Source organism: Actinoplanes sp. NPDC023714, from assembly GCF_040639855.1.
Lineage (GTDB): Bacteria > Actinomycetota > Actinomycetes > Mycobacteriales > Micromonosporaceae > Actinoplanes.
The window spans coordinates 61,029-80,095 of sequence record NZ_JBFAAR010000001.1; the positions used below are offsets into that span (position 1 = coordinate 61,029).

23 protein-coding genes are annotated in these 19,067 nt (G+C 68.8%); all 23 read left to right on the forward strand.

From position 1 onward, the window contains the following. Window positions 1–438: a chemotaxis protein CheW gene (locus tag AB0G10_RS00290; protein ID WP_360914180.1), complete on the forward strand. Its 438-nt coding sequence runs from the start codon at window positions 1–3 to the stop codon at window positions 436–438. Continuing rightward, window positions 438–1,310, forward strand: coding sequence for a hypothetical protein (locus AB0G10_RS00295; protein WP_360914182.1), 873 nt, complete (start codon window positions 438–440; stop codon window positions 1,308–1,310). The genes AB0G10_RS00290 and AB0G10_RS00295 overlap by 1 nt, the downstream gene beginning before the upstream one ends. 13 nt (window positions 1,311–1,323) lie before the next feature. Further along, a complete protein-coding gene (locus AB0G10_RS00300) occupies window positions 1,324–2,520 on the forward strand; it encodes a chemotaxis response regulator protein-glutamate methylesterase (RefSeq protein WP_360914185.1) in 1,197 nt (398 codons plus the stop codon). Then, window positions 2,517–3,362, forward strand: a complete 846-nt coding sequence (locus tag AB0G10_RS00305) for a protein-glutamate O-methyltransferase CheR (RefSeq protein ID WP_360914188.1) — start codon at window positions 2,517–2,519, stop codon at window positions 3,360–3,362. Before AB0G10_RS00300 ends, AB0G10_RS00305 begins: the two co-directional genes overlap by 4 nt. Before the next feature lie 5 nt (window positions 3,363–3,367). After that, the gene (locus AB0G10_RS00310) at window positions 3,368–3,754 is read left to right on the forward strand and encodes a response regulator (RefSeq protein ID WP_172666649.1); all 387 of its coding nucleotides are present in this window, start codon (window positions 3,368–3,370) and stop codon (window positions 3,752–3,754) included. Then, window positions 3,751–4,236 carry a chemotaxis protein CheX gene (locus AB0G10_RS00315; RefSeq protein ID WP_360914191.1) on the forward strand — a complete coding sequence of 162 codons (486 nt, stop codon included), beginning with the start codon at window positions 3,751–3,753 and terminating at the stop codon, window positions 4,234–4,236. Before AB0G10_RS00310 ends, AB0G10_RS00315 begins: the two co-directional genes overlap by 4 nt. Beyond that, a complete protein-coding gene (locus AB0G10_RS00320; RefSeq protein ID WP_360914194.1) occupies window positions 4,233–4,595 on the forward strand; it encodes a response regulator in 363 nt (120 codons plus the stop codon). The genes AB0G10_RS00315 and AB0G10_RS00320 overlap by 4 nt, the downstream gene beginning before the upstream one ends. A 7-nt stretch (window positions 4,596–4,602) precedes the next feature. Beyond that, window positions 4,603–5,091: a hypothetical protein gene (locus tag AB0G10_RS00325; RefSeq protein ID WP_360914197.1), complete on the forward strand. Its 489-nt coding sequence runs from the start codon at window positions 4,603–4,605 to the stop codon at window positions 5,089–5,091. Window positions 5,092–5,249: 158 nt separating this feature from the next. Next, window positions 5,250–5,684, forward strand: a complete 435-nt coding sequence (locus AB0G10_RS00330) for a flagellar hook capping FlgD N-terminal domain-containing protein (protein WP_360914200.1) — start codon at window positions 5,250–5,252, stop codon at window positions 5,682–5,684. Window positions 5,685–5,725: 41 nt separating this feature from the next. Continuing rightward, on the forward strand, window positions 5,726–6,976 hold the full coding sequence (flgF, locus tag AB0G10_RS00335; protein WP_360914203.1) for a flagellar basal-body rod protein FlgF: 1,251 nt from the start codon (window positions 5,726–5,728) through the stop codon (window positions 6,974–6,976). 223 nt (window positions 6,977–7,199) lie between these two features. Continuing rightward, complete coding sequence (locus tag AB0G10_RS00340) at window positions 7,200–7,502, forward strand: flagellar FlbD family protein (protein ID WP_360914206.1); 303 nt, start codon at window positions 7,200–7,202, stop codon at window positions 7,500–7,502. Continuing rightward, window positions 7,502–8,293, forward strand: coding sequence for a MotA/TolQ/ExbB proton channel family protein (locus AB0G10_RS00345; RefSeq protein ID WP_360914209.1), 792 nt, complete (start codon window positions 7,502–7,504; stop codon window positions 8,291–8,293). The genes AB0G10_RS00340 and AB0G10_RS00345 overlap by 1 nt, the downstream gene beginning before the upstream one ends. Before the next feature lie 3 nt (window positions 8,294–8,296). Continuing rightward, window positions 8,297–9,301 carry a flagellar motor protein MotB gene (locus AB0G10_RS00350; RefSeq protein ID WP_360914213.1) on the forward strand — a complete coding sequence of 335 codons (1,005 nt, stop codon included), beginning with the start codon at window positions 8,297–8,299 and terminating at the stop codon, window positions 9,299–9,301. A gap of 18 nt (window positions 9,302–9,319) precedes the next feature. After that, complete coding sequence (locus AB0G10_RS00355; protein WP_360914216.1) at window positions 9,320–9,784, forward strand: flagellar basal body-associated FliL family protein; 465 nt, start codon at window positions 9,320–9,322, stop codon at window positions 9,782–9,784. Window positions 9,785–9,893: 109 nt separating this feature from the next. Next, complete coding sequence (locus tag AB0G10_RS00360) at window positions 9,894–10,862, forward strand: flagellar motor switch protein FliM (protein ID WP_360914218.1); 969 nt, start codon at window positions 9,894–9,896, stop codon at window positions 10,860–10,862. Further along, window positions 10,859–11,611: a flagellar motor switch protein FliN gene (gene fliN, locus AB0G10_RS00365; RefSeq protein ID WP_360914221.1), complete on the forward strand. Its 753-nt coding sequence runs from the start codon at window positions 10,859–10,861 to the stop codon at window positions 11,609–11,611. The genes AB0G10_RS00360 and fliN overlap by 4 nt, the downstream gene beginning before the upstream one ends. Window positions 11,612–11,622: 11 nt before the next feature. Continuing rightward, entirely contained in the window at window positions 11,623–12,045 is a 423-nt protein-coding gene (locus tag AB0G10_RS00370; RefSeq protein WP_360914224.1) for a flagellar biosynthetic protein FliO, read from the forward strand. Then, window positions 12,045–12,965: a flagellar type III secretion system pore protein FliP gene (gene fliP, locus AB0G10_RS00375; RefSeq protein ID WP_360914227.1), complete on the forward strand. Its 921-nt coding sequence runs from the start codon at window positions 12,045–12,047 to the stop codon at window positions 12,963–12,965. Before AB0G10_RS00370 ends, fliP begins: the two co-directional genes overlap by 1 nt. 4 nt (window positions 12,966–12,969) lie before the next feature. Continuing rightward, window positions 12,970–13,734, forward strand: coding sequence for a flagellar biosynthetic protein FliR (locus AB0G10_RS00380; protein WP_360914230.1), 765 nt, complete (start codon window positions 12,970–12,972; stop codon window positions 13,732–13,734). 1 nt (window position 13,735) lies between these two features. Continuing rightward, complete coding sequence (locus AB0G10_RS00385) at window positions 13,736–14,815, forward strand: EscU/YscU/HrcU family type III secretion system export apparatus switch protein (RefSeq protein WP_360914233.1); 1,080 nt, start codon at window positions 13,736–13,738, stop codon at window positions 14,813–14,815. Between the two features lie 173 nt (window positions 14,816–14,988). Then, window positions 14,989–17,043, forward strand: coding sequence for a flagellar biosynthesis protein FlhA (gene flhA / locus AB0G10_RS00390; protein WP_360914236.1), 2,055 nt, complete (start codon window positions 14,989–14,991; stop codon window positions 17,041–17,043). Further along, entirely contained in the window at window positions 17,033–18,742 is a 1,710-nt protein-coding gene (locus AB0G10_RS00395; protein ID WP_360914239.1) for a hypothetical protein, read from the forward strand. Before flhA ends, AB0G10_RS00395 begins: the two co-directional genes overlap by 11 nt. Beyond that, window positions 18,739–18,975 carry a hypothetical protein gene (locus AB0G10_RS00400; RefSeq protein ID WP_360914242.1) on the forward strand — a complete coding sequence of 79 codons (237 nt, stop codon included), beginning with the start codon at window positions 18,739–18,741 and terminating at the stop codon, window positions 18,973–18,975. The genes AB0G10_RS00395 and AB0G10_RS00400 overlap by 4 nt, the downstream gene beginning before the upstream one ends. Window positions 18,976–19,067 lie beyond the last annotated feature (92 nt).

Below are 19,067 nucleotides of genomic sequence, written 5' to 3' on the forward strand. Positions count from 1 at the left end.
ATGGCGAGTCGTCAGTTCGCCACCTTCGAGGTGGCCGGGCAGCTCTTCGGCGTCGAGGTGCACACGGTGCAGGAGGTGCTCTCGTACAACGAGTACACCCCGGTGCCGCTCGCCCCGTCGGCCGTCGGCGGCCTGTTCAACCTGCGTGGTCAGGTGATCGCGGCGGTGGACCTGCGGGTGCAGCTCGGCCTGGCCCGGCAGGCGATGTCGGGACCGGTCATGAACGTGATCCTGCGCGGCGACGGCGAGCCGGTGAGCCTGCTGGTCGACAAGATCGGTGAGGTCGTCGACCTCGAGGACGAGACGTTCGAGCCGCCGCCGGACACGCTCAGCGGTCCCACCCGGGAGCTGGTGGTGGGCACCTTCAAGCTCGACGGCCGGCTGATGCTGGCCCTCGACGTCAACCAGGCCGTCGACACGTCTCGCGCCACCATCTGATGTACAGCCTCGTCAGCGCCCCCGTCCTGGGCTTCGACCTGACCCGCCTGGAAGGCGGGTCGGCCGCGGCCGACGTCCTGTTGCGTGCCCTGCGGCTGTCGGCCGAAGACCTGCCGGTCCTGGCGGAGAAGCTGCCGGACGAGGGCGTACGAGGACCGCTCTGGGTCGAGGTGGAGAGCGCCGCGCGGCGGATGCCCTCGCTGAAGGGGATGTCCAAGGACGACCCGGCCGGGAACCTGACCCTGGTCGAGCGGGCGCCGATCGGCTCGGTGGACGCGCTGCTGACCTGCCTGCGCTACGACGTGATGTCGTGGACCTGGGAGGGCAAGGGACGTGATGCCCGCCAGTCGGACGAGGCAGCGGCGGCCACCGCGTTGCTCTGCGACGCGGCGGTCGCCAGCTATCTGCGCGAGGTGCTCGACGCCGAGACCCGCCGCCGTCTCGGCGCCGGATGGGTCGCGGCAGTGAAGAAGCTGCCGACCGGCGCGCCGATCGACCTGGGACCGCACCACTACACGGTGTCGGCCCTGCTGGACCGCCTGCGGACGCTGCGTCCGGAGGACCGGGAACGGGTGCTCACCTCGGCCGACGACGCCCGCCGCAACACCGCCGGCTGGTCGCCGGCCGTCCACTCGGCGTCCTGGGCCGCGTACCTCTCGGACCGGGTCCGCACCGCCGCGGCAGCGCAGATGCTGCTGGTCCAGGCGGTGGACACGGCCGGGATTCCCCTGGCCGACCGGGCCGGCGGGGTCTGGAACATGCTCAGCGGCGCCGTTCAGGCGCTGGTCGTCCGCGATCTGCTGGACACCGCCACGGCCCACCGCCTGCTCGCACCGGTGGTCGCGGCTCTCGGTCCGGCCTGGCTCGGTTGAAGGGAGTGGTCGAATGATCTCGGTCCTCGTCGTCGACGATTCCGTGGTGGTCCGTCGGCTGATCGTCGACGCTCTCGGGGAGGCTCCGGGCATCCAGGTCGTCGGCACGGCGGCGAACGGGCTGCTGGCCCAGGCCAAGATCGACCAACTCAAGCCCGACGTGGTCACCATGGACATCGAGATGCCCGAGATGGACGGCATCGCGGCCGTCCGCGAGCTGCGCAAGCGGCACACCACCCTCCCGGTCATCATGTTCAGCACCCTCTCCGCGGCGGGCGCCTCGGCCACCCTCGAGGCGCTCTCGGCCGGCGCGACCGACTACGTGACCAAGCCGAGCAACGTCGGCTCGGTCAAGGAGTCCATGGAGGCGGTACGCGAGCAGCTCGTACCCAAGATCCAGGCGCTCGGAGGCAGGCGCGGCCGGCCCTCCGGGCCGCCGCCGCGCCCGGCGCCGGCCGCCCCGGCCGCGGGCGTGCGTCCCGCCGCGGCGCCCACGCGTCCCGGGATGCCGCCGGCGCCGCCCGGCCGCCCGGCCCCCAGCGGAGCCGCGCCCGCCACCGGACCCGGCCCGGCGCGCCCGGCCGCCACCGCGCCGCGCCGCGCTCCCGGCGGCCGGGTGGACATCCTCGCGATCGGCTCGTCCACCGGCGGCCCGGACGCGCTCACCAAGGTGCTGCTCGGCCTGCCGGCGGACCTGCCGGTGCCGATCGTGATCACGCAACACATGCCGCCGGTCTTCACCAAGATGTTCGCCGAACGGCTGGACCGGAGCACGCCGCTGCGGGTGCTCGAGGCGGGTGAGGGCATGGAGCTCGCGGCGGGGACCGTCTACATCGCGCCGGGCGACCGCCACCTGGTCTTCCTCCGCAAGGGAACGGCGACGCTGACACAGCTCAGCAACGCGCCGCAAGAGAACTCCTGCCGCCCTGCCGTGGACGTGATGTTCCGGTCGGTGGCAGCACTGTACGGCGCATCGGCCTTCGCGGCCGTGTTGACCGGAATGGGACAGGACGGACGGGGTGGTGCGAAGGTGCTACGAGACTCAGGCGCCGAGGTGCTGGCACAGGACGAGGCGAGCTCGGTGGTCTGGGGCATGCCCGGCGCCGTGGTCGGCGCGGGCCTGGCCGACGAGGTGCTGCCTCTGGACCGGATCGCGGGAGCGCTGCTCAACCGCGTCCGGGTGGGCCGGTCGCCGGCGGTGGCACGATGACCCTCTCCCAGTCGGAGTTCAACTTCATCTCCACGATGGTGCGCCGGGAGGCCTCGATCGTGCTGGCGCCCGGCAAGGAGTACCTGGTCGAGGCGCGCCTCATCCCGGTCGCCCGTACCGTCGGCGCGGCGAACGTCAACGAGTTCATCGCCGAGCTGCAGAAGCGGCCGAACCCGCAGCATCAGCGCAAGATCATTGACGCGCTCACCACCAACGAGACGTCGTTCTTCCGCGACCGGGAGCCGTTCTCCGCGCTCACCGACGTGGTGCTCCCCGAGCTGATCAAGTCGCGCGCCTCGGTGCGGAAGATCCGGGTCTGGTCCGCCGCCAGCTCCAGCGGCCAGGAGGCGGTCAGCCTGGCGATCACCCTGCAGGAAGCCCTGCCGCCCGGCTGGTCCTACGAGATCATGGGGACGGACATCTCCACCGCCATGGTGGAGCGTGCGACGAAGGGCGAGTACAGCCAGGTCGAGGTCAACCGCGGTCTCGCGGCGACCCAGCTGGTGCAGTATTTCGAGCGGGCCGGCGCGCACTGGCGGGTGATCCCGTCGCTGCGCAAGAACGTGACGTTCAAGCACATGAGCCTCACCGCGCCGTTCCCGCCGATGCAGCCGTTCGACGTGATCTTCCTTCGGAACGTGCTCATCTACTTCGACGTCGCGACGAAGCGTCAGGTGCTGCAGAACGCCGCCAAGATCCTGCGACCGGACGGGCTGCTGTTCCTGGGCGCGGCCGAGACCACGATCGGCATCGACGACAACTACGAACGCGTGGCCGCGGGCCGCACGTCTGCCTACCGAACTCGCAATGCGGTGCCCGCCGGTGCCGCGAGAAGGGGATGACGCCGATGCGCGCCATGGTGATCGACGACTCCCGCGCGATGCGCATGATCCTCAAGCGCATCGTCACGAAGCTCAACTTCGAGGCGGTGGAGGCGGGCGACGGCCAGGAGGCGATGGACCGCCTGGCCGAACTGACCGAGGTGCCGGAGCTGGCCCTCATCGACTGGAACATGCCCAACATGAACGGGCTCGAGTTCGTCACCAAAGTCCGGGCCGATCCGCGCTTGCGGGAGATGACCCTGGTGATGGTCACTACCGAGAGCGAACAGAGCCAGATCGTCCGGGCGCTCGCAGCGGGTGCCCACGAATACGTGATCAAACCCTTCACCGAAGGCGCGATGATCGAAAAGCTGGCCCTGCTGGGCCTCGTCCCGACCGGAGCGAACTCATGAGCGTCGAAGTCGAGGTCAACGAGAGCGACCTCGCCGAGATGGTGGAACAGGTCTGGGAGTCGTACCTGGATCCCGAGGGCATCAGCCCGCTGATCCCGACGTACGACGAGAACCAGCCTTCCGAGGTGCACTCCTCGGTCTCCATCACCGGATCCTGGAGTGGGCACGTGGTGTACGCCTCGTCGCGCGCCGCGGCCCAGCGTGCGGCTGCCGCCTTCCTCGCCATGGAGATGGATGAGGTGAGCGAGGAGGACATCTCGGACACACTAGGCGAACTCGCCAATATCGTCGGAGGCAACGTCAAGGCGATGCTGCCGTCCGGCGCCCAACTTTCGCTTCCCCAGGTGGTCCTCGCGCCGGAGTCCTCGGCGCGGTATCCGAACGCCCAGCGGATCAGCGGGGTCTACGGGATCTGGGAAGGCGAACCGGTGTCCATCTCGATGTGGCATAGCAGCGCGGAGAACAAGGAGGAGGGCGAATGAAGATCCTCATCGCCGATGACAGCAGGGTGATGCGGCAGATCGTCGTCCGTACCCTGCGGCAGGCCGGGTTCGGTGACCACGACCTGGTCGAGGCCGCCGACGGCAAGGAGGCGTTCGAGATGGTGAACGCCGAGAAGCCGGATGTGGTCATTTCGGACTGGAACATGCCCCACATGACCGGCATCGAGGTGCTCCGTCAGCTCCGTGCGGCCGGCAACAACGTCAAGTTCGGCTTCGTGACCTCGGAGAGCACTCCGGAGATGAAGACGGCCGCCGAAGAGTCCGGCGCGGAATTCTTCATCGTCAAACCCTTCACAGCTGAGCGATTCGATGAGGTTTTCGCTCCTATTTTGGGATGATTAAGACATGTCAGACGTCTCGGTACTTCCCGGCTCTCTAGCCGTCCGTAATCTGTTCGAGGATCTGCTCGGTCGCGAGGTGGTCGTGAGTCCCGGCGACCCGCTGAGCGCCGAGGAGATCAAGACCGCAACCGTCGCGATCTTCACCGATCCCGGCCAGAAGATCTACGCGGTGATGGGCATGCAGCTGAGCCTCGCCGCGAACGCCGGCGCGGCCCTCGGTCTCCTGCCGGCCGGCGCGGCCGAGGACAGCATCGACGAGAAGCAGCTGTTCCCCAACCTCGCGGAGAACGTCTTCGAGCTCTGCAACGTCTTCACCAGCCTGCTCAACCGCGAGGGGCAACCGCACCTCAAGCTCTACCAGGTGATCTACCCGGGCATGGAGCTGCCGGGCGACGCCCGCGCGATCCTGCTCGCCCTGGGGCGCCGGCTCGACCTCATGTGCGAGGTGAGCCGGTACGGCAAGGGCAAGCTCAGCCTCTCGCTCGCTCCCTGACGACAGGCGCAAGAAATTGAAGAGTTCCCGTTGCGGGCCCGCCGACCGGCGGGCCCGTGAATTTTGTGGCTAAGCAAATCCGGGGGAGCGCCGAATCTTAGGTTGAGCTTGCAAGGGCTGCTTGCGAAGACTGAGCTCGCAACGGACAGGAGAAGTCGATGACCTCGCCGATCCCCGGACCCAGCGGGAGTGATCCCCTCAAGGCGGCCGCTTCCGCCGCCGCTGCGAAGCAGGCTGAGGGCAAGAGCAAGTCGATCGCCGACAAAGACACCTTCATGAAGCTCCTTGTCGCTCAGCTGAAGTATCAGGACCCCACGAAACCGGCCGACTCGGCCGCGTTCATGGCGCAGACCGCCCAGTTCACGCAGGTCGAGAAGCTCGAAGACATGATCTCGATGCTGCAGTCGCAGCGCATGATCGGCGCCAGTTCGCTGGTCGGCAAGACGGTCACGTACATGGACGACACCGGCGCCATGCAGACCGGTGTGATCAGCGCGGCGAAGCTCAACGGAGACAGCGAACCGACACTCAAGGTCGGGAACACGGATGTGCAGCTGTCCAAGGTCACGGAAATCACCCAGCCGACCGCCTGACTCCGTCTCCTCACCACAGTCAAAGCAGAAGGACGGTTCCTATGCTGCGTTCTCTCTACTCCGGCATCAGCGGCCTCAACGCGCACCAGAAGATGATCGACGTGACCGGCAACAACATCGCGAACGTCAACACCGCCGGTTTCAAGACGTCCTCGGTGCAGTTCCAGGACACCATGAGCCAGATGATGGGCGCCGCCGGCTCCCCGCAGAACGGCCAGGGCGGCACCAACGCCGCGCAGGTCGGCCTCGGTGTCCGGGTCGCCGGCATCACCCAGAACTTCAGCCAGGGCTCGGCCCAGACGACCGGCAAGTCCGGCGACATGATGATCCAGGGTGACGGCTTCTTCGTGACCCGCAGCGGCAACGAGACGCTCTACACCCGGGCCGGCTCGTTCAACTTCGACGCGAACGGCACGCTCGTGACCGCGACCGGCGAGCCGGTGCAGGGCTGGACCGCGGTGGACGGCAAGGTCAACGCGTCGGCCAAGCCGGGCGACATCCGGATGCCGCTGGGCGCCACGATCCCGCCGGTAGCGACCGGCAAGATCACGCTCAAGGGGAACCTGAGCAGCGACGACATCCCGGACGCCAACAACCCGGACAACTCCGGCCTGAACTACAAGACGACGATCCCGGTCAAGGTGTACGACGCGCAGGGCGACACCCACACGGTGACGGCCGAGTTCTCCCGTACCGCGAACGCGGCCACCGCCACGCCGCCCACCTCGACCTGGGCGGTCACCCTGCTGGCCGAGGACGGCTCGACCCTGGACGGGCCGACCGACCTCGACTTCTCCGCCGGCAAGGCCGTGCTGACCAGCACCGACGGGACGATGGACCTGGGTGACTACAAGATCGACCTGACCGACGTGACGTCGTACTCCGGGCTGAGCGACGCCCGGGTCTTCGACACCGACGGCCAGACGGCGGGCGCCCTCACCTCGCTCTCCTACACCGTCTCCGACACCGGCGAGATCGTCGGCGTCTACAGCAACGGCCTGAAGCAGACGCTCGGCCAGGTCGCCATGGCGACCTTCAAGAACGTCCAGGGCCTGGAGAAGGTGGGCAACTCGCAGTACCGCACGTCGGTGAACTCCGGCTACGCCCAGGTGGGCCAGCCCGGGAGCGCCGGCATGGGCCAGGTCATCTCCGGCGCGCTGGAGATGTCGAACGTCGACCTCGCGGCGGAGTTCACGAACCTGATCGTCGCCCAGCGCGGCTTCCAGGCCAACTCGAAGATCATCACGACATCGGACGAGCTTCTGCAGGAGCTCGTCAGCATGAAGCGCTGATCGGACCATCCGGCAAACGGCCGGGGCGGGCACATGCCTGTCCCGGCCGTTTGCCGTCAGGGAGAAGACGCCGTTCGCCGTCAGGGAGAAGACGCCGTTCGCCGTCAGGGAGAAGACGCCGTCCGGGAGAAAAACGCCGTTTCGATCTCAATGGCAACCGACATCCGGCCGAAGTACCTAGTGACGGGCCACGGAGGGCCCCACCAGCCAAGACGAACCAGGGATGGAATTCGTGATCCTCGTAACCCGTATCAACGGTTCCGTGTTCGCCTTGAATCCGGATCTCGTCGAGCGCGTGGACTGCACGCCCGACACGGTCGTGACCCTGGTGGACGGCACCAAATACATCATCTCCGAGTCCGTCCCCGAGTTCATCGACTCGGTGCGCCACTACCGTGCCTCGCTCATCGCCCAGGCGAGCCGTATGGAGCCGGAGCCCACGTCACCCACCTCTCCCGCCACCTCGTCCTCGGCCGAAGGCGAGATCGACGCCAAGGTGCTCCCGCTGCACCGGAAGGAACGCTGATGGACCTCGCTAGCATTCTCGGGATCGTCATCGGAATGGCGATCGTCTTCACCGTTCAGATCCTCGAGGGTGGCACACCCACCTCCATCCTGCTGTTCCCGGCGATGCTCCTCGTCTTCGGCGGCGCCTTCTGCGCCGCGATGGCCGGCGGTGTCCTGAAGGATGCGAAGGGCTTCATCGGATCGCTGAAGAAGGCCTTCACGAGCAAGGTGACTCCGCCGACCGAGCTCCTCGACAGCGTGGTGAAGCTGGCCGAGCGCGCCCGCCGTGAGGGCCTGCTGGCCCTCGAGGACGCGGTCAAGACGGTCGAGCACCCGTTCCTCAAGCGCGGCCTGCAGCTCGCCATCGACGGCACCGACCCGGACGAGCTGCACGACATCCTGCACGCCGAGGTCGCCGCCAAGAAGAAGGCCGACAAGGCCAACGTGAAATTCATCGAGGGTATGGGTGGCTACGCCCCCACGATCGGCATCATCGGCACGGTCATGGGTCTTGTGCACGTTCTGGAGAACCTGGACAAGCCCGAGACCCTCGGTCACTCGATTGCCGCCGCCTTCGTCGCGACCCTCTGGGGCGTTCTCAGTTCCAACATCATGTTCCTCCCTCTCGCGGCTCGCCTCGGCCGGCTGAGCGGCATCGAAGCGGAAGAGATGGAGCTGGTGATCGACGGCGTTCTGGCGATCCAGGCCGGCTCGAACCCGCGCCTGGTGGCCCAGAAGCTCCGCAGCCTGCTCCCGCCGGACGAGATGAAGAAGGCCGAAGCCGCCGCGTCGACGAAGAAGGCAGCCTGATAGATGAGTGCCGGTGGTGGCGTCCGGGCCAAGAAGACCAAGCACGAGGAACACGAGGAGCACGTCAACCACGAACGGTGGCTCGTGTCGTACGCCGACATGCTCACCCTGCTGTTCGTCCTCTTCGTCGTGCTCTTCTCGATGAGCAGCGTCGACCAGAAGAAGTTCGCGGAGCTGGCCGCCGGTCTGTCCGCGGGGTTCGGGGCCGACAGCGTGGCCTTCACCGGACAGTCGGCGCCCCTCGACGGCTCGGCGAACAACGCCCAGGTCGTCCAGATCGACCCGGGCTCCAACCCCGGTGACGGCTCGTCCGGCACCGAGGGCCTGAACCAGAAGCAGAAGGACGCGGTCGAGGCGGCGCTCAAGGCCGAGGACCGCAAGAAGGCCTACGCCAACGCCCAGAAGGCGGCGAAGGAGGCCGAGGACCTCAAGAAGATCGAGAACAGGATCTCCGACGCGCTCGCCAAGGACAAACTGCTCGGGAACGCGAAGTTCACCATCGACTCGCGGGGCCTGGTCGTCACGATCGTCACCAACGAGGTGATCTTCGCCGGCAACCGGGCGGATCTCCAGACGGGTGGCCGGAAGATCCTCGGCGCCATCGCGCCGATCCTGTCGAAGCTTCCCAACAAGATCGAGGTGGATGGTCACACCAACCAGCTCAAGGCGAAGACGACGTACTACCCCAGTGGCTGGGAGCTCTCGTCCGCTCGTGCCTCGACAGTGGTCCGGTTCTTCACGGAGCACGACGTCGCCAAGAAGCGGCTCACCGCGGTGGGTTTCTCCGACACCAAGCCGCTGATCGACCCGAAGGACCCGCGGTCGATCACCCAGAACCGTCGCGTCGACGTGGTCGTCCTGACCACGCTGACGGCCGACCAGGCGGCGCTGCTGCCGTCCGCGGCCGGCTCCGACTCGAAGATCCACACCGGCCAGACCACCGCCCAGGCCAAGGCCGAGGCGGCGGCCGCCGAGACGTCCACCAGCTCCACCACCACCCACGACTGACGAGAGAGGGGTTCTGACATGGCCGACGAGAAGGACACCGCTGCCGCCGAGGCGCCGAAGAAGTCCAAGAAGATGCTGATCATGATCGTCGCGATCGCCCTGGTCGTCCTGGGCGGCGGTGGCGCCGGAGCGTTCTTCATGCTCCGCGGCGACTCGGCCGAGGCCAAGGAGGAGGCGCCGGTCAAGGGCATCGTCACCGCGATCGACAACACGATCACCGTGAACCTGGCCGACGGTCACTACCTCAAGCTCGGTTTCGCGCTCCAGCAGACCGAGGAGGGCGGCGAGGAGGCCGTCGACATCAACGAGGCGCTCAACATCGCGATCGAGACCTACACCGGCCTCGAGGTGGCGGAGCTCGAGACCGAGAAGGGCCGCGAGGCGGTGAAGGAGGAGTTCCTCCAGAAACTGATCAAGGCCTACACCGAGGAGGACAAGAAGATGGTCATGGACGTCTACTTCACCTCGTTCGTCACGCAGTAACGGGCACACGATGGGCGGGTTCCCTCGGGGAACCCGCCCATTTGTCGTAAAAAACGGATAAAGCGCCACCTAGGCTCAGCGGTTCCCGAAACGAGCCGATGAGGACGACGTGACCAAGTCGTCCTCCGCGGTCTCCGCCGCCCGCTCCCCCGGCAAGATCTCACGTCGCGGCCAAGGTGGAGGCCCGGCGCCGTACGACTTCCGCCGGCCGATCAAGCTCTCCCGCGAGCACGTCCGCACGCTGCAGATCGCGTTCGAGACGTACGCCCGAAGTTGCGGGACCCTGCTGACCACCCGGCTCCGCGCGGTCAGCAACTGCTCGCTGATCTCGATCGAGCAGCTCAACTACGACGAGTACGTCGCCGCGCTCGCGAACCCCACGATCATCGCGGTGGTCACCCTCGACCCGCTGCCCGGCACGGTGCTGCTGGAGATCGCGCAGTCGGCCGTCATGACCGCGATCGACCACATGCTCGGCGGACCCGGCGGCACCCAGCCGGAGCGCCCGCTCACCGAGGTCGAGATGCCGCTGCTGCGCGGCCTGATCGAGCGGATGCTGGGCGAGCTCCGGTACGGCTTCGAGACGCTGGTGGACATCACGCCGCATCTCAAGGAGATCGAGTACAACGCGCAGTTCCTGCGGGCCCACGCGCCCGGCGACGCCGTCGTGATCGCCTCGTTCGAGATGAAGATCGGCGCGGAGGAGTGCATCTCCACCCTCTGCCTCCCGTTCAACACGATCCTGCCGGTGCTGTCGAAGACCGAGACGATCGTGCTGAGCGCGGCCGAGCGCCAGGCCAAGGACCGCGCGCTGCGGAACCTGACCGCCGGACTTTCCGCCGCTCCGATCGACGTAGCAGTGCGATTCCAGCCCATTCGGATGCGTACCGATGACATCGTGGATCTACGCCCCGGGGATGTCGTGCCGCTGGGACACGCGACCAGCAGGCCACTCGAGGTGACTGTCAACGAGATCGTCTTCGCTCATGCAGTTCCCGGTAACCAGGGCGCCCGGCTCGCGTGTCTCGTCGTGCCGTCGCCCAACGAGAGCCCGTCCAAGGAGTCTGGCCCCCAATGACAGCGCCCACCATGACCGCGCCGCAGCTGGCGCTCGCCCGGAACGCCGCCGAGGCCGCGCTGGCCGTGCTGCCCACCAGCCGGGCGCTCTTCGCCGCCGACCCGGTCATCCCCGACGCCTCGACGGTGATCGACGGTCAGGCGATAACCGCGCGCTTCACCGGCGCGGCCTCCGGTGAGGTCGTCGTGGTCGTCGGGCAGGACCTCGCGGACGCGCTGCGGGAGAGCCCGCTCGGCGAGCTGGACCTGACCGCGGCGGTGCGGCCGGCCCTGGAGGCGGCGGCCCGGGTGTTCGGGCCGGTGGTGCTCGATCCGGGCCAGCTCATGGAGCCGGAGGTGGCGCTCAGCGCGCTGGCCGCCAAGGACGGCGCGGTGGCGGTCCCGCTCCGCGACGAGCAGGCGATCGGCGCGGTGGTGGCCCTGGCGCTCAGCCAGTGGCCGGGCGAGGACCCGGCCGGCGGCCTCGCGCCGCAGCAGCCCCGGATGGCCGCGGTGATCGGCGGGCGGGGCGGGCTGGACATGCTGCACGACGTCGAGATGGAGGTCTCGGCCGAGCTGGGCCGGACCCGGATGAGCGTGCGCGAGCTGCTCTCGCTCATCCCCGGCGCCATCGTCGAGCTCGACCGGGCCGCCGGCAGCCCCGCCGACCTGCTGGTCAACGGCCGGCTGATCGCCCGGGGCGAGGTCGTGGTCGTCGACGAGAACTTCGGCATCCGGATCACCGAGATCGTCGCGCCGGGCGCCGAGTAGGAGTCACCACCTTGATCCAGCTCTTGCTCCAGGTGGGCTTCACGCTTCTGGTCGTCCTGCTGCTGATGTGGGGGCTGGCCCGGGTGATCCGGCGGCCGATGGGCCTGCGCGGCAACGAGGCGCTCGCCGTGCTCGGCAGCCAGCAGGTGGGCCGGGGCGCGGCCGTCGCCGTGGTCCGGGTCGCCGACCGGGCGCTCATCCTCGGCATCACCGACACCGAGGTCAGCCTGCTCGCCGAGCACGATCTCGACGCGTTCCTGACCGACCCGTCCGAGGAGCACATCCCGGTCGACCTGGACGGCAGCGAGCTGCCCGGCCGGCACCCCGCCGGCGGGCGGCTGCACGGCTCGGCGCTCTCCCCGCGGACCTGGATCTCGGCGGTGGACTTCCTGCGCGAGCGGACGGCGCGGCCCGAGCGAACTGCGAGGCGATGATGCGACGCGCGATCCTGCTCCTGATGGCCGTGGCGGGGCTGGCCCTGGTCCTGCTGCCGGCCGCCGCGATGGCCCATCGACAGGATGCGGCCACGGTGGCGGGAGCGGATCGCGCACTGCGGGCCGTCGTACCCGAAGCGCCGGCTCAGCCACCCGCCCGGATGCCACAGGCCCCACCGGCGCAGGGACCGATCGCACGGGCTCCGGTGCCGGAGGCGCCGGTGCCGCGTGCGCCCGCGACGCCGACCGGCCCGAGCATCAACCTCAACATCAACGGTACGAATCCCGACGGGTCCCGCCCGGCCTCGTCGCTGGTGATCGTCCTCGGTCTGACCGCGCTCTCGGTGGCACCGGCCCTGCTGCTGCTCTGCACGTCGTTCACCAAGGTCTTCATGGTCCTCGGCATCACCCGCAACGCGCTCGGCCTGACCACCATGCCGCCCAACCAGGTGCTGGCCGGCCTGGCGCTGTTCCTGAGCCTGTTCATCATGGGCCCGACCGTCTCGTCGATCAACGAGGTCGGCGTGCAGCCCTACCTCAAGGGCGACAAGACGCAGTCGCAGGCGTTCCAGGACGGCGTCGAGCCGCTGCGCGACTTCATGTCCTCGGTGACCAACGACGACGAGCTCGCGCTGATGATCAGGGTGTCCGGCGAGGAGAAGCCGCAGAACATCGACGACGTCCCGCTGACTACGCTGATCCCGGCGTTCATCCTCTCCGAGCTGCGGGCCGCGTTCATCATCGGCTTCGTCATCTTCATCCCGTTCCTGATCATCGACCTCGTCGTGTCGGCGTCCCTGATGTCGCTGGGCATGATGATGCTGCCGCCGGTGACCGTTGCCCTCCCCTTCAAGCTGCTGCTGTTCGTGCTGGTCAACGGGTGGGGTCTGATCATCACGGCGCTGGTCGGCTCGTACTGAGGTCATGAACTACGAAGTCGCCACCGCCGAGTTCCTGGCGATCATGCTGGGGACGGTGCGGACCGGCGCGTGGATGATGGTCTGCCCGCCGTTCAACTCGCGGCTCATCCCCACCCAGGTGAAGGCGCTGCTCTCGGTCGGCCTCACCCTGCCGATGGCGCCCTACCTGCGGGACAACGTGCCGTCGCTGGACACCCAGAACCTGATCTTCAGCGCCGCGCTGCAGATCTTCATAGGCGCCACCCTCGGCTTCATCACGGCCGTCCTCTTCGCCGCCGTCCAGGCCGCCGGTGACCTGCTCGACCTCTTCGGCGGCCTGACGCTCGCCTCGGCCTACGACCCGATGTCGTTCAGCCAGAGCTCGATCTTCGGACGCTTCTACAACCTCGTGGCGGTCACCCTGCTCTTCGCGAGCGAGGGACATCAGCTGATCCTGCGGGGGTTCCTGCAGAGCTTCCGTACGATGCCGCTCGACGCCACGTTCGACATGGAGACCTCGAGCCAGGTCCTGATGCGGAGCATCGGCGAGATGTGGCTGGCCGGCATCCAGATCGCCGGGCCGCTGATCGCGGTGCTCTTCCTCGCCGACGTGGCGCTCGGTCTGCTGAACCGCGTCGCGCCCGCGCTCAACGCCTTCCAGCTCGGCTTCCCCGTGAAGATCTTCATGGTGGTGACCCTCTCCGGGCTCGCCATCACGATGCTGCCGGGAATCCTGAACGTGCTGGTCGAGAAGGCCGTCAACGCGGTCGTCCAGCTGGCCGGGGGGTGACATGTCCGGCGAGAAGACCGAACAACCGACAGCGCAGAAACTCAAGAAGGCCAAGCAAGAGGGCCAGATCGGCAAGACCCAGGACCTCGGCGCCTGGTTCGGCATCCTGGCGGCCAGCGTCATGCTGCCGCGCACCCTGAACAAGGCCATGGAGCTGGCCCAGGAGCTGATGCGGAAGATCCCGGACACCATCCAGAACCCGGACGCCGGCAAGGTCCTCGGCATCTTCAAGGACGGGCTGATGGGCGCGCTCTGGGCGGTCCTGCCGCTCGCGCTCACGATGATGCTGGTCGGCGTGGCCGGCGCCGGGGCGCAGGGCGGCATCCGGGTGGCCACCAAGCTGTTCAAGCCGAAGTTCAACCGCCTCAACCCGCTGCCCGGCATCAAGAACATGTTCGGCCCGAAGTCGCTCTGGGAGGCCGCGAAGGCGCTGATCAAGACGGGCGTGCTGACCGGCGTGCTGTACATGACGATGAAGGACATCGTGCCGACCCTGATGCAGGCCGGCCAGCTGCCGCTCGCCTCCACGCTGGCGATCGTGAAGGACGCCGCCATCTCGCTGATCCAGGCCTCCGCGGCGGCCGGCATCGTGATGGCCGCGGCCGACTACTTCGTGGTGAAGCGGCGCACCAACAAGCAACTGCGGATGACCAAGGAAGAGGTCAAGCAGGAGTACAAGAACACCGAGGGCGACCCGCACGTCAAGGGGCAGATCCGGGCCCGGCAGATGGCGATGGCGCAGAACCGGCAGATGGCGGACGTGCCCACCGCCGACGTCGTCGTGGTCAACCCGGTGCACGTCGCGGTCGCCCTGCGGTACGAGCCGGACAAGGGCGCGCCGCGGGTGGTGGCGTCCGGCAAGGGGCCGATCGCCGCGAAGATCCGGGACATCGCCACCGAGAACCGGGTGCCGATGGTGCAGGACGTGCCGCTGGCGCGGGCGCTGCACGACAGCTGCGACATCGGCCAGGAGATCCCGGCGGACTTCTTCGGCGCGGTGGCCCGGGTGCTGGCGTTCGTGATGAGCCTCAAGGCGAAGGGGTCGGCGGCCGGTCTGCACCAGAGCCCGAACACGGCCTGATTCCCGCGGTGTGTCGCCTCGTGACCAACGGGGTTCCTGTGGCATAACGGAAAATTCCGGAGATTTCCTCACATCGCGGTGCGTGAGCAGGGAAGATCGGTGCGTGGCGGTGCCATAGCGGCCCTAGTGAAACGGGCCGTAGCGCCCGGACTGCCCCATGCTCGGAAGGTGCCGTGAAGAAGCAGAACATCAGCAAGTTCGCCGTACCCGTCGGGGTGGTCGGCATCATCATCATGATGGTCGTACCCCTGCCGACCTTCCTGCTTGACCTGTTCATCGCGGTCAACATCACGGTTGCCCTGCTGACGCTGCTGATCTCCATGTTCGTGCAGAAGCCGCTGGACTTCGCGGTCTTCCCGGCTCTGCTGCTGGTCCTGACCCTGTTCCGGCTGGCGCTGAACATCAGCGCGACCCGCCTGGTGCTCCGGGACGGCGACGCGGGCAAGGTGATCCACGCGTTCGGCAGCTTCGTCGTCGGTGGCAACCTCGTCATCGGTCTGGTGATCTTCTCGATCCTGGTCATCGTCCAGATGATCGTGGTGACCAAGGGCGCCGAGCGGGTCGCCGAGGTCGGTGCCCGGTTCACCCTCGACGCCATGCCCGGCAAGCAGATGGCGATCGACGCCGACCTCAACGCCGGCCTGATCGACGAGGCCGCGGCGAAGAAGCGCCGGGCCGAGGTGGCCGCCGAGGCGGAGTTCTACGGCGCCATGGACGGTGGTTCCAAGTTCGTCAAGGGCGACGCCATCGCGGCCATCATCATCACGCTGATCAACCTGCTCGGCGGGTTCGCGATCGGCATCATGCAGGCCGGCATGTCGCCGGTCGACGCGATGAACCACTACAGCATGCTGAGCATCGGCGACGGCCTGGTGTCGCAGATCCCCGCGCTGCTGCTCTCGGTCGCGACCGGTCTGATCGTGACCCGCTCGGCCACCTCCGGCGACATGGGCCAGACCGTCACGGCGCAGCTCGGGCAGAACAAGCTGGCCCTGCGCATCGGCGGCGGCGCCGCGATCGCGCTCTGCGTCATCCCGGGCCTGCCGAAGCTGCCGTTCCTGCTGGTCGGCGGCGCGGTCTTGGCGCTCGCCCAGCGGATCAAGGAGGTCGAGCCGGAGGCCGAAGCCGCGGCCGCGGCAGCCGCTGCCGAAGCGCCCGAGATGCCGTCGCCGGACTCGCCGGAACAGCTGCTCGGCGAGATGCGGATCGACCCGCTGGAGCTGGCGCTCGCGCCGGACCTGGTCGACCTGGTCGACCAGAGCAGCGGTGACCTGCTCGACCGGGTACGCGCGCTGCGCCGCAAGATGGCGATGGAACTCGGCGTGATCATGCCGCCCGTCCGTACCCGGGATGATCTTGATCTTCCGCTCTCGTCCTATGCGATCCGGATCTCGGGGGTGGACGCCGGCACCGGACAGGCGCCGCCGGGAGCGGTGCTGGCGATCGGCGAGGGCCTGCAGGCACTGCCCGGACGAGCCGGGGTCGAACCGGTCTTCGGGCTGGCCGGCAAGTGGGTGCCCGCCGAGCTGCACTACCAGGCCGAGCTCTCCGGAGCGACGGTCGTGGACCGGGCCTCGGTGATCATCACGCACCTCGCCGAGATCGTCCGGACCAACGCGAGCCGGCTCCTCGGCCGCGAGGACGTCCGCGCGCTGACCGAGATGGTGAAGCGCACACACCCGGTCGTCGTCGAGGAGCTGACGCCGGGCCTGCTCAGCCTGGGCCAGATCCAGAAGGTGCTCCAGGCGATGCTCGACGAGGGCGTGCCGATCCGCGACCTGGTCCGGATCTTCGAGGCGCTCTCGCTGCGGGCCAAGCAGACCGTGGATCACGACAGTCTGGTCGAGGCGGCGCGCGGGGCTCTCGGCCCGGCGATCGCCGCGCAGTACACGGCGGCCGGCCGGCTCACCGTGATCACACTCGACCCGATGCTCGAGCAGAGTCTGCTCGAGTCCTTGCGTCCCAGCGAGACCGGCGCCTTCATGGCGATCGACGGCATGCGTGCCGAGGCGATCGTCAGCGAGGCCAGCCGGTTGGCTGAGGCCGCCGAGCAGCAGGGCCTCAACCCGGTCCTGGCCTGCTCCCCACAACTGCGGCTGCCACTGATGCGACTGCTGCGGGCCGGTTCCCGCCGAGTTCAGGTGCTGTCGTACAGCGAAATCTCTGGTTCCACCGCACAGATCGAGACGATAGGGGTGGTGAACGGTGCCTACGCGGGTGCTGCTTGAGGGACCGACCATCGAGCCGCTTCTGGCTCAGGTACGTGACGAGTACGGCTCCGGCGTGAAGATCATTTCCGCCGACAAGGTACGGAGCGGTGGTATCGGCGGCTTCTTCGCGAAGCAGCACTACGAGCTTTCCGTCGAGGTACCGGATGCGACCGAGGACAGTGATGCAAACATGGCGCAACAGACCGTCGCCCAGAACGACACCAACAACTTCGAGCGCCTCCTGGAGCAGGCCGAATCCCGGGACCGTGTGACAACGGACCCGGGTCAGCAGCCGGACCTGCGCTCCCGGCGGGAGGGCCGGGGCGCCGCGTTCGGCGACACCGGGGCGGCCTTCGCCGACCTGATGGCCGGCATCGACGCGGCGAGCCACACGGCCGGCGGCAGTCCACCGCGACCCGCGGCGGCGCCGGCCCGGCCACGGCAGAACGAGGCGCGCGAGGAGCCGCAGACGGTACGCCCGTTCCGCCCCTCGGCGGCGGGTGGCGCCGCGGTGAACCGCCCGCTGCCGGCCGCGCTGCCGACGGTGCCGAGCTTCCCGGCCCGGCCCGGCGCGGCCGCGCCGAAGGAGCCGCCGATGCCGCCGATGCCCGCCGCCCCGATGGCGGGCGCCCCCATGACGGCCGCTCCGATGGCCGCCACTCAGGTGCAGCAGCCCACGTCGGCGCCGGTCTCGCCGGCCCACATGTCGTCCGCGCCGATGCCGCACATGCCGGAGCCGGTCGCGCCGATCCGCACGGCGATGTCGGCGCAGGCCCGGGCCGCCACGCCGGCGCCGATCCGGCCGTCCGAGCCGGCCGCCGTCCCGCCCCGCGCGGCCACCGCGGCGCCGTTCAGCCCGGCGCCGGCCCGCGCCGCCGCGGCCGACGTGTACGGGGTCGACGAGACCCCCGCGCCGGTCTCACCGGCCGCCCCGCCCGCGGCCGTCGCCCCGCCGCCCGCGCCGGCGCCGGTCACGGCCGCCGCCGTCGCGCCGGTCGCGGTGACGCAGCCGGGCGACCTCGACCCGGTGCAGCGCAACCTGGTGACGGTCGGCATGCCGGAGGAGATGGCTCGCAAGATCACGGGCGGCGACACGTACGCCGGCGTGCTCAGCGTCCTCGCGGCCCGGCCGTCGGCGCCCGGCATCCCGGACGGACCCGGCGAGATCCTGGTCCTGGCCGGCGAGGTGCACGCCACCATGCCGATCGCGAAGCAGCTGCTCGAGCAGGTGCACGTCGACCAGAGCCACCTGCTGCTGGCCGGCCCCTCGACGGCCGGCACCGGGCTGCACTCGTCGCGCCTCATCTCCAGCCGGAGCGCGGCCGAGTCGCGGGCCGAGAAGCTGCAGAGCGCCGACCACTCCTGGGTCGTCGTGATCGACGCGCCGGTCGGCGGCACCGACCCGTTCTGGGTGAACGACATGTGCGACGCGCTCGGCGCCACCGCGCTCTGGGCCGTCGTCGACGCCACCCGCAAGACCGCGGACACCGCCCGCCACCTGCGCGGACTCGGCGACGTGGAGGCGCTAGTGGTGCACAGCGTGGAGCTCACCTCGGACCCGGCCTCGGTGCTCGGCCTGGACGTGCCGATCTTCTCGCTGGACGGCAAGCCGGCCACCCCGCACGCCTGGGCCGCGATGCTCTGCGCCCGGATCGCGGCCGAGGTGATGCCGTCCGCGGCCACGCCACGCCGGGCCACCCGCGCCTCGCGGCGATGATCCGCCCATCGGTTCTGCTGTTCGCGCTGCTGATGAGCGCGCCGGCCTGGTACCGCCTGCTCTTCGACCAGCTCGACTTCGTGCAGGTGCTGATCCGGTTCCTCATCGCCGTGCCGATCGCGGCCGTCCTCCTGGCCGGCGTGCGATTCATCCTGGCGGGCTATCGCAAGAACCCGTCGGACGGCCACCCCGTGACACCGGAACCGATCGACACTCCCGAGAAACCGGCCTGACCGCGGAGGGGAAGCCCCGGCCCGGCCCACTACGGGAAAAAGAGAGCGACCACCCGCCTTGCCGGCGGGTGGTCGCCTTTTTCGGTTCCGGA

Excerpts from the sequence above, each read along its gene's own strand:
- AB0G10_RS00290 (WP_360914180.1), top strand. The coding sequence starts at position 1 with ATGGCGAGTCGTCAGTTCGCCACCTTCGAGGTGGCCGGGCAGCTCTTC.
- AB0G10_RS00295 (WP_360914182.1), top strand. The coding sequence starts at position 438 with ATGTACAGCCTCGTCAGCGCCCCCGTCCTGGGCTTCGACCTGACCCGC.
- AB0G10_RS00300 (WP_360914185.1), top strand. The coding sequence starts at position 1,324 with ATGATCTCGGTCCTCGTCGTCGACGATTCCGTGGTGGTCCGTCGGCTG.
- AB0G10_RS00305 (WP_360914188.1), top strand. The coding sequence starts at position 2,517 with ATGACCCTCTCCCAGTCGGAGTTCAACTTCATCTCCACGATGGTGCGC.
- AB0G10_RS00310 (WP_172666649.1), top strand. The coding sequence starts at position 3,368 with ATGCGCGCCATGGTGATCGACGACTCCCGCGCGATGCGCATGATCCTC.
- AB0G10_RS00315 (WP_360914191.1), top strand. The coding sequence starts at position 3,751 with ATGAGCGTCGAAGTCGAGGTCAACGAGAGCGACCTCGCCGAGATGGTG.
- AB0G10_RS00320 (WP_360914194.1), top strand. The coding sequence starts at position 4,233 with ATGAAGATCCTCATCGCCGATGACAGCAGGGTGATGCGGCAGATCGTC.
- AB0G10_RS00325 (WP_360914197.1), top strand. The coding sequence starts at position 4,603 with ATGTCAGACGTCTCGGTACTTCCCGGCTCTCTAGCCGTCCGTAATCTG.
- AB0G10_RS00330 (WP_360914200.1), top strand. The coding sequence starts at position 5,250 with ATGACCTCGCCGATCCCCGGACCCAGCGGGAGTGATCCCCTCAAGGCG.
- flgF (WP_360914203.1), top strand. The coding sequence starts at position 5,726 with ATGCTGCGTTCTCTCTACTCCGGCATCAGCGGCCTCAACGCGCACCAG.
- AB0G10_RS00340 (WP_360914206.1), top strand. The coding sequence starts at position 7,200 with ATGGAATTCGTGATCCTCGTAACCCGTATCAACGGTTCCGTGTTCGCC.
- AB0G10_RS00345 (WP_360914209.1), top strand. The coding sequence starts at position 7,502 with ATGGACCTCGCTAGCATTCTCGGGATCGTCATCGGAATGGCGATCGTC.
- AB0G10_RS00350 (WP_360914213.1), top strand. The coding sequence starts at position 8,297 with ATGAGTGCCGGTGGTGGCGTCCGGGCCAAGAAGACCAAGCACGAGGAA.
- AB0G10_RS00355 (WP_360914216.1), top strand. The coding sequence starts at position 9,320 with ATGGCCGACGAGAAGGACACCGCTGCCGCCGAGGCGCCGAAGAAGTCC.
- fliN (WP_360914221.1), top strand. The coding sequence starts at position 10,859 with ATGACAGCGCCCACCATGACCGCGCCGCAGCTGGCGCTCGCCCGGAAC.
- fliP (WP_360914227.1), top strand. The coding sequence starts at position 12,045 with ATGCGACGCGCGATCCTGCTCCTGATGGCCGTGGCGGGGCTGGCCCTG.
- AB0G10_RS00380 (WP_360914230.1), top strand. The coding sequence starts at position 12,970 with ATGAACTACGAAGTCGCCACCGCCGAGTTCCTGGCGATCATGCTGGGG.
- AB0G10_RS00385 (WP_360914233.1), top strand. The coding sequence starts at position 13,736 with ATGTCCGGCGAGAAGACCGAACAACCGACAGCGCAGAAACTCAAGAAG.
- AB0G10_RS00400 (WP_360914242.1), top strand. The coding sequence starts at position 18,739 with ATGATCCGCCCATCGGTTCTGCTGTTCGCGCTGCTGATGAGCGCGCCG.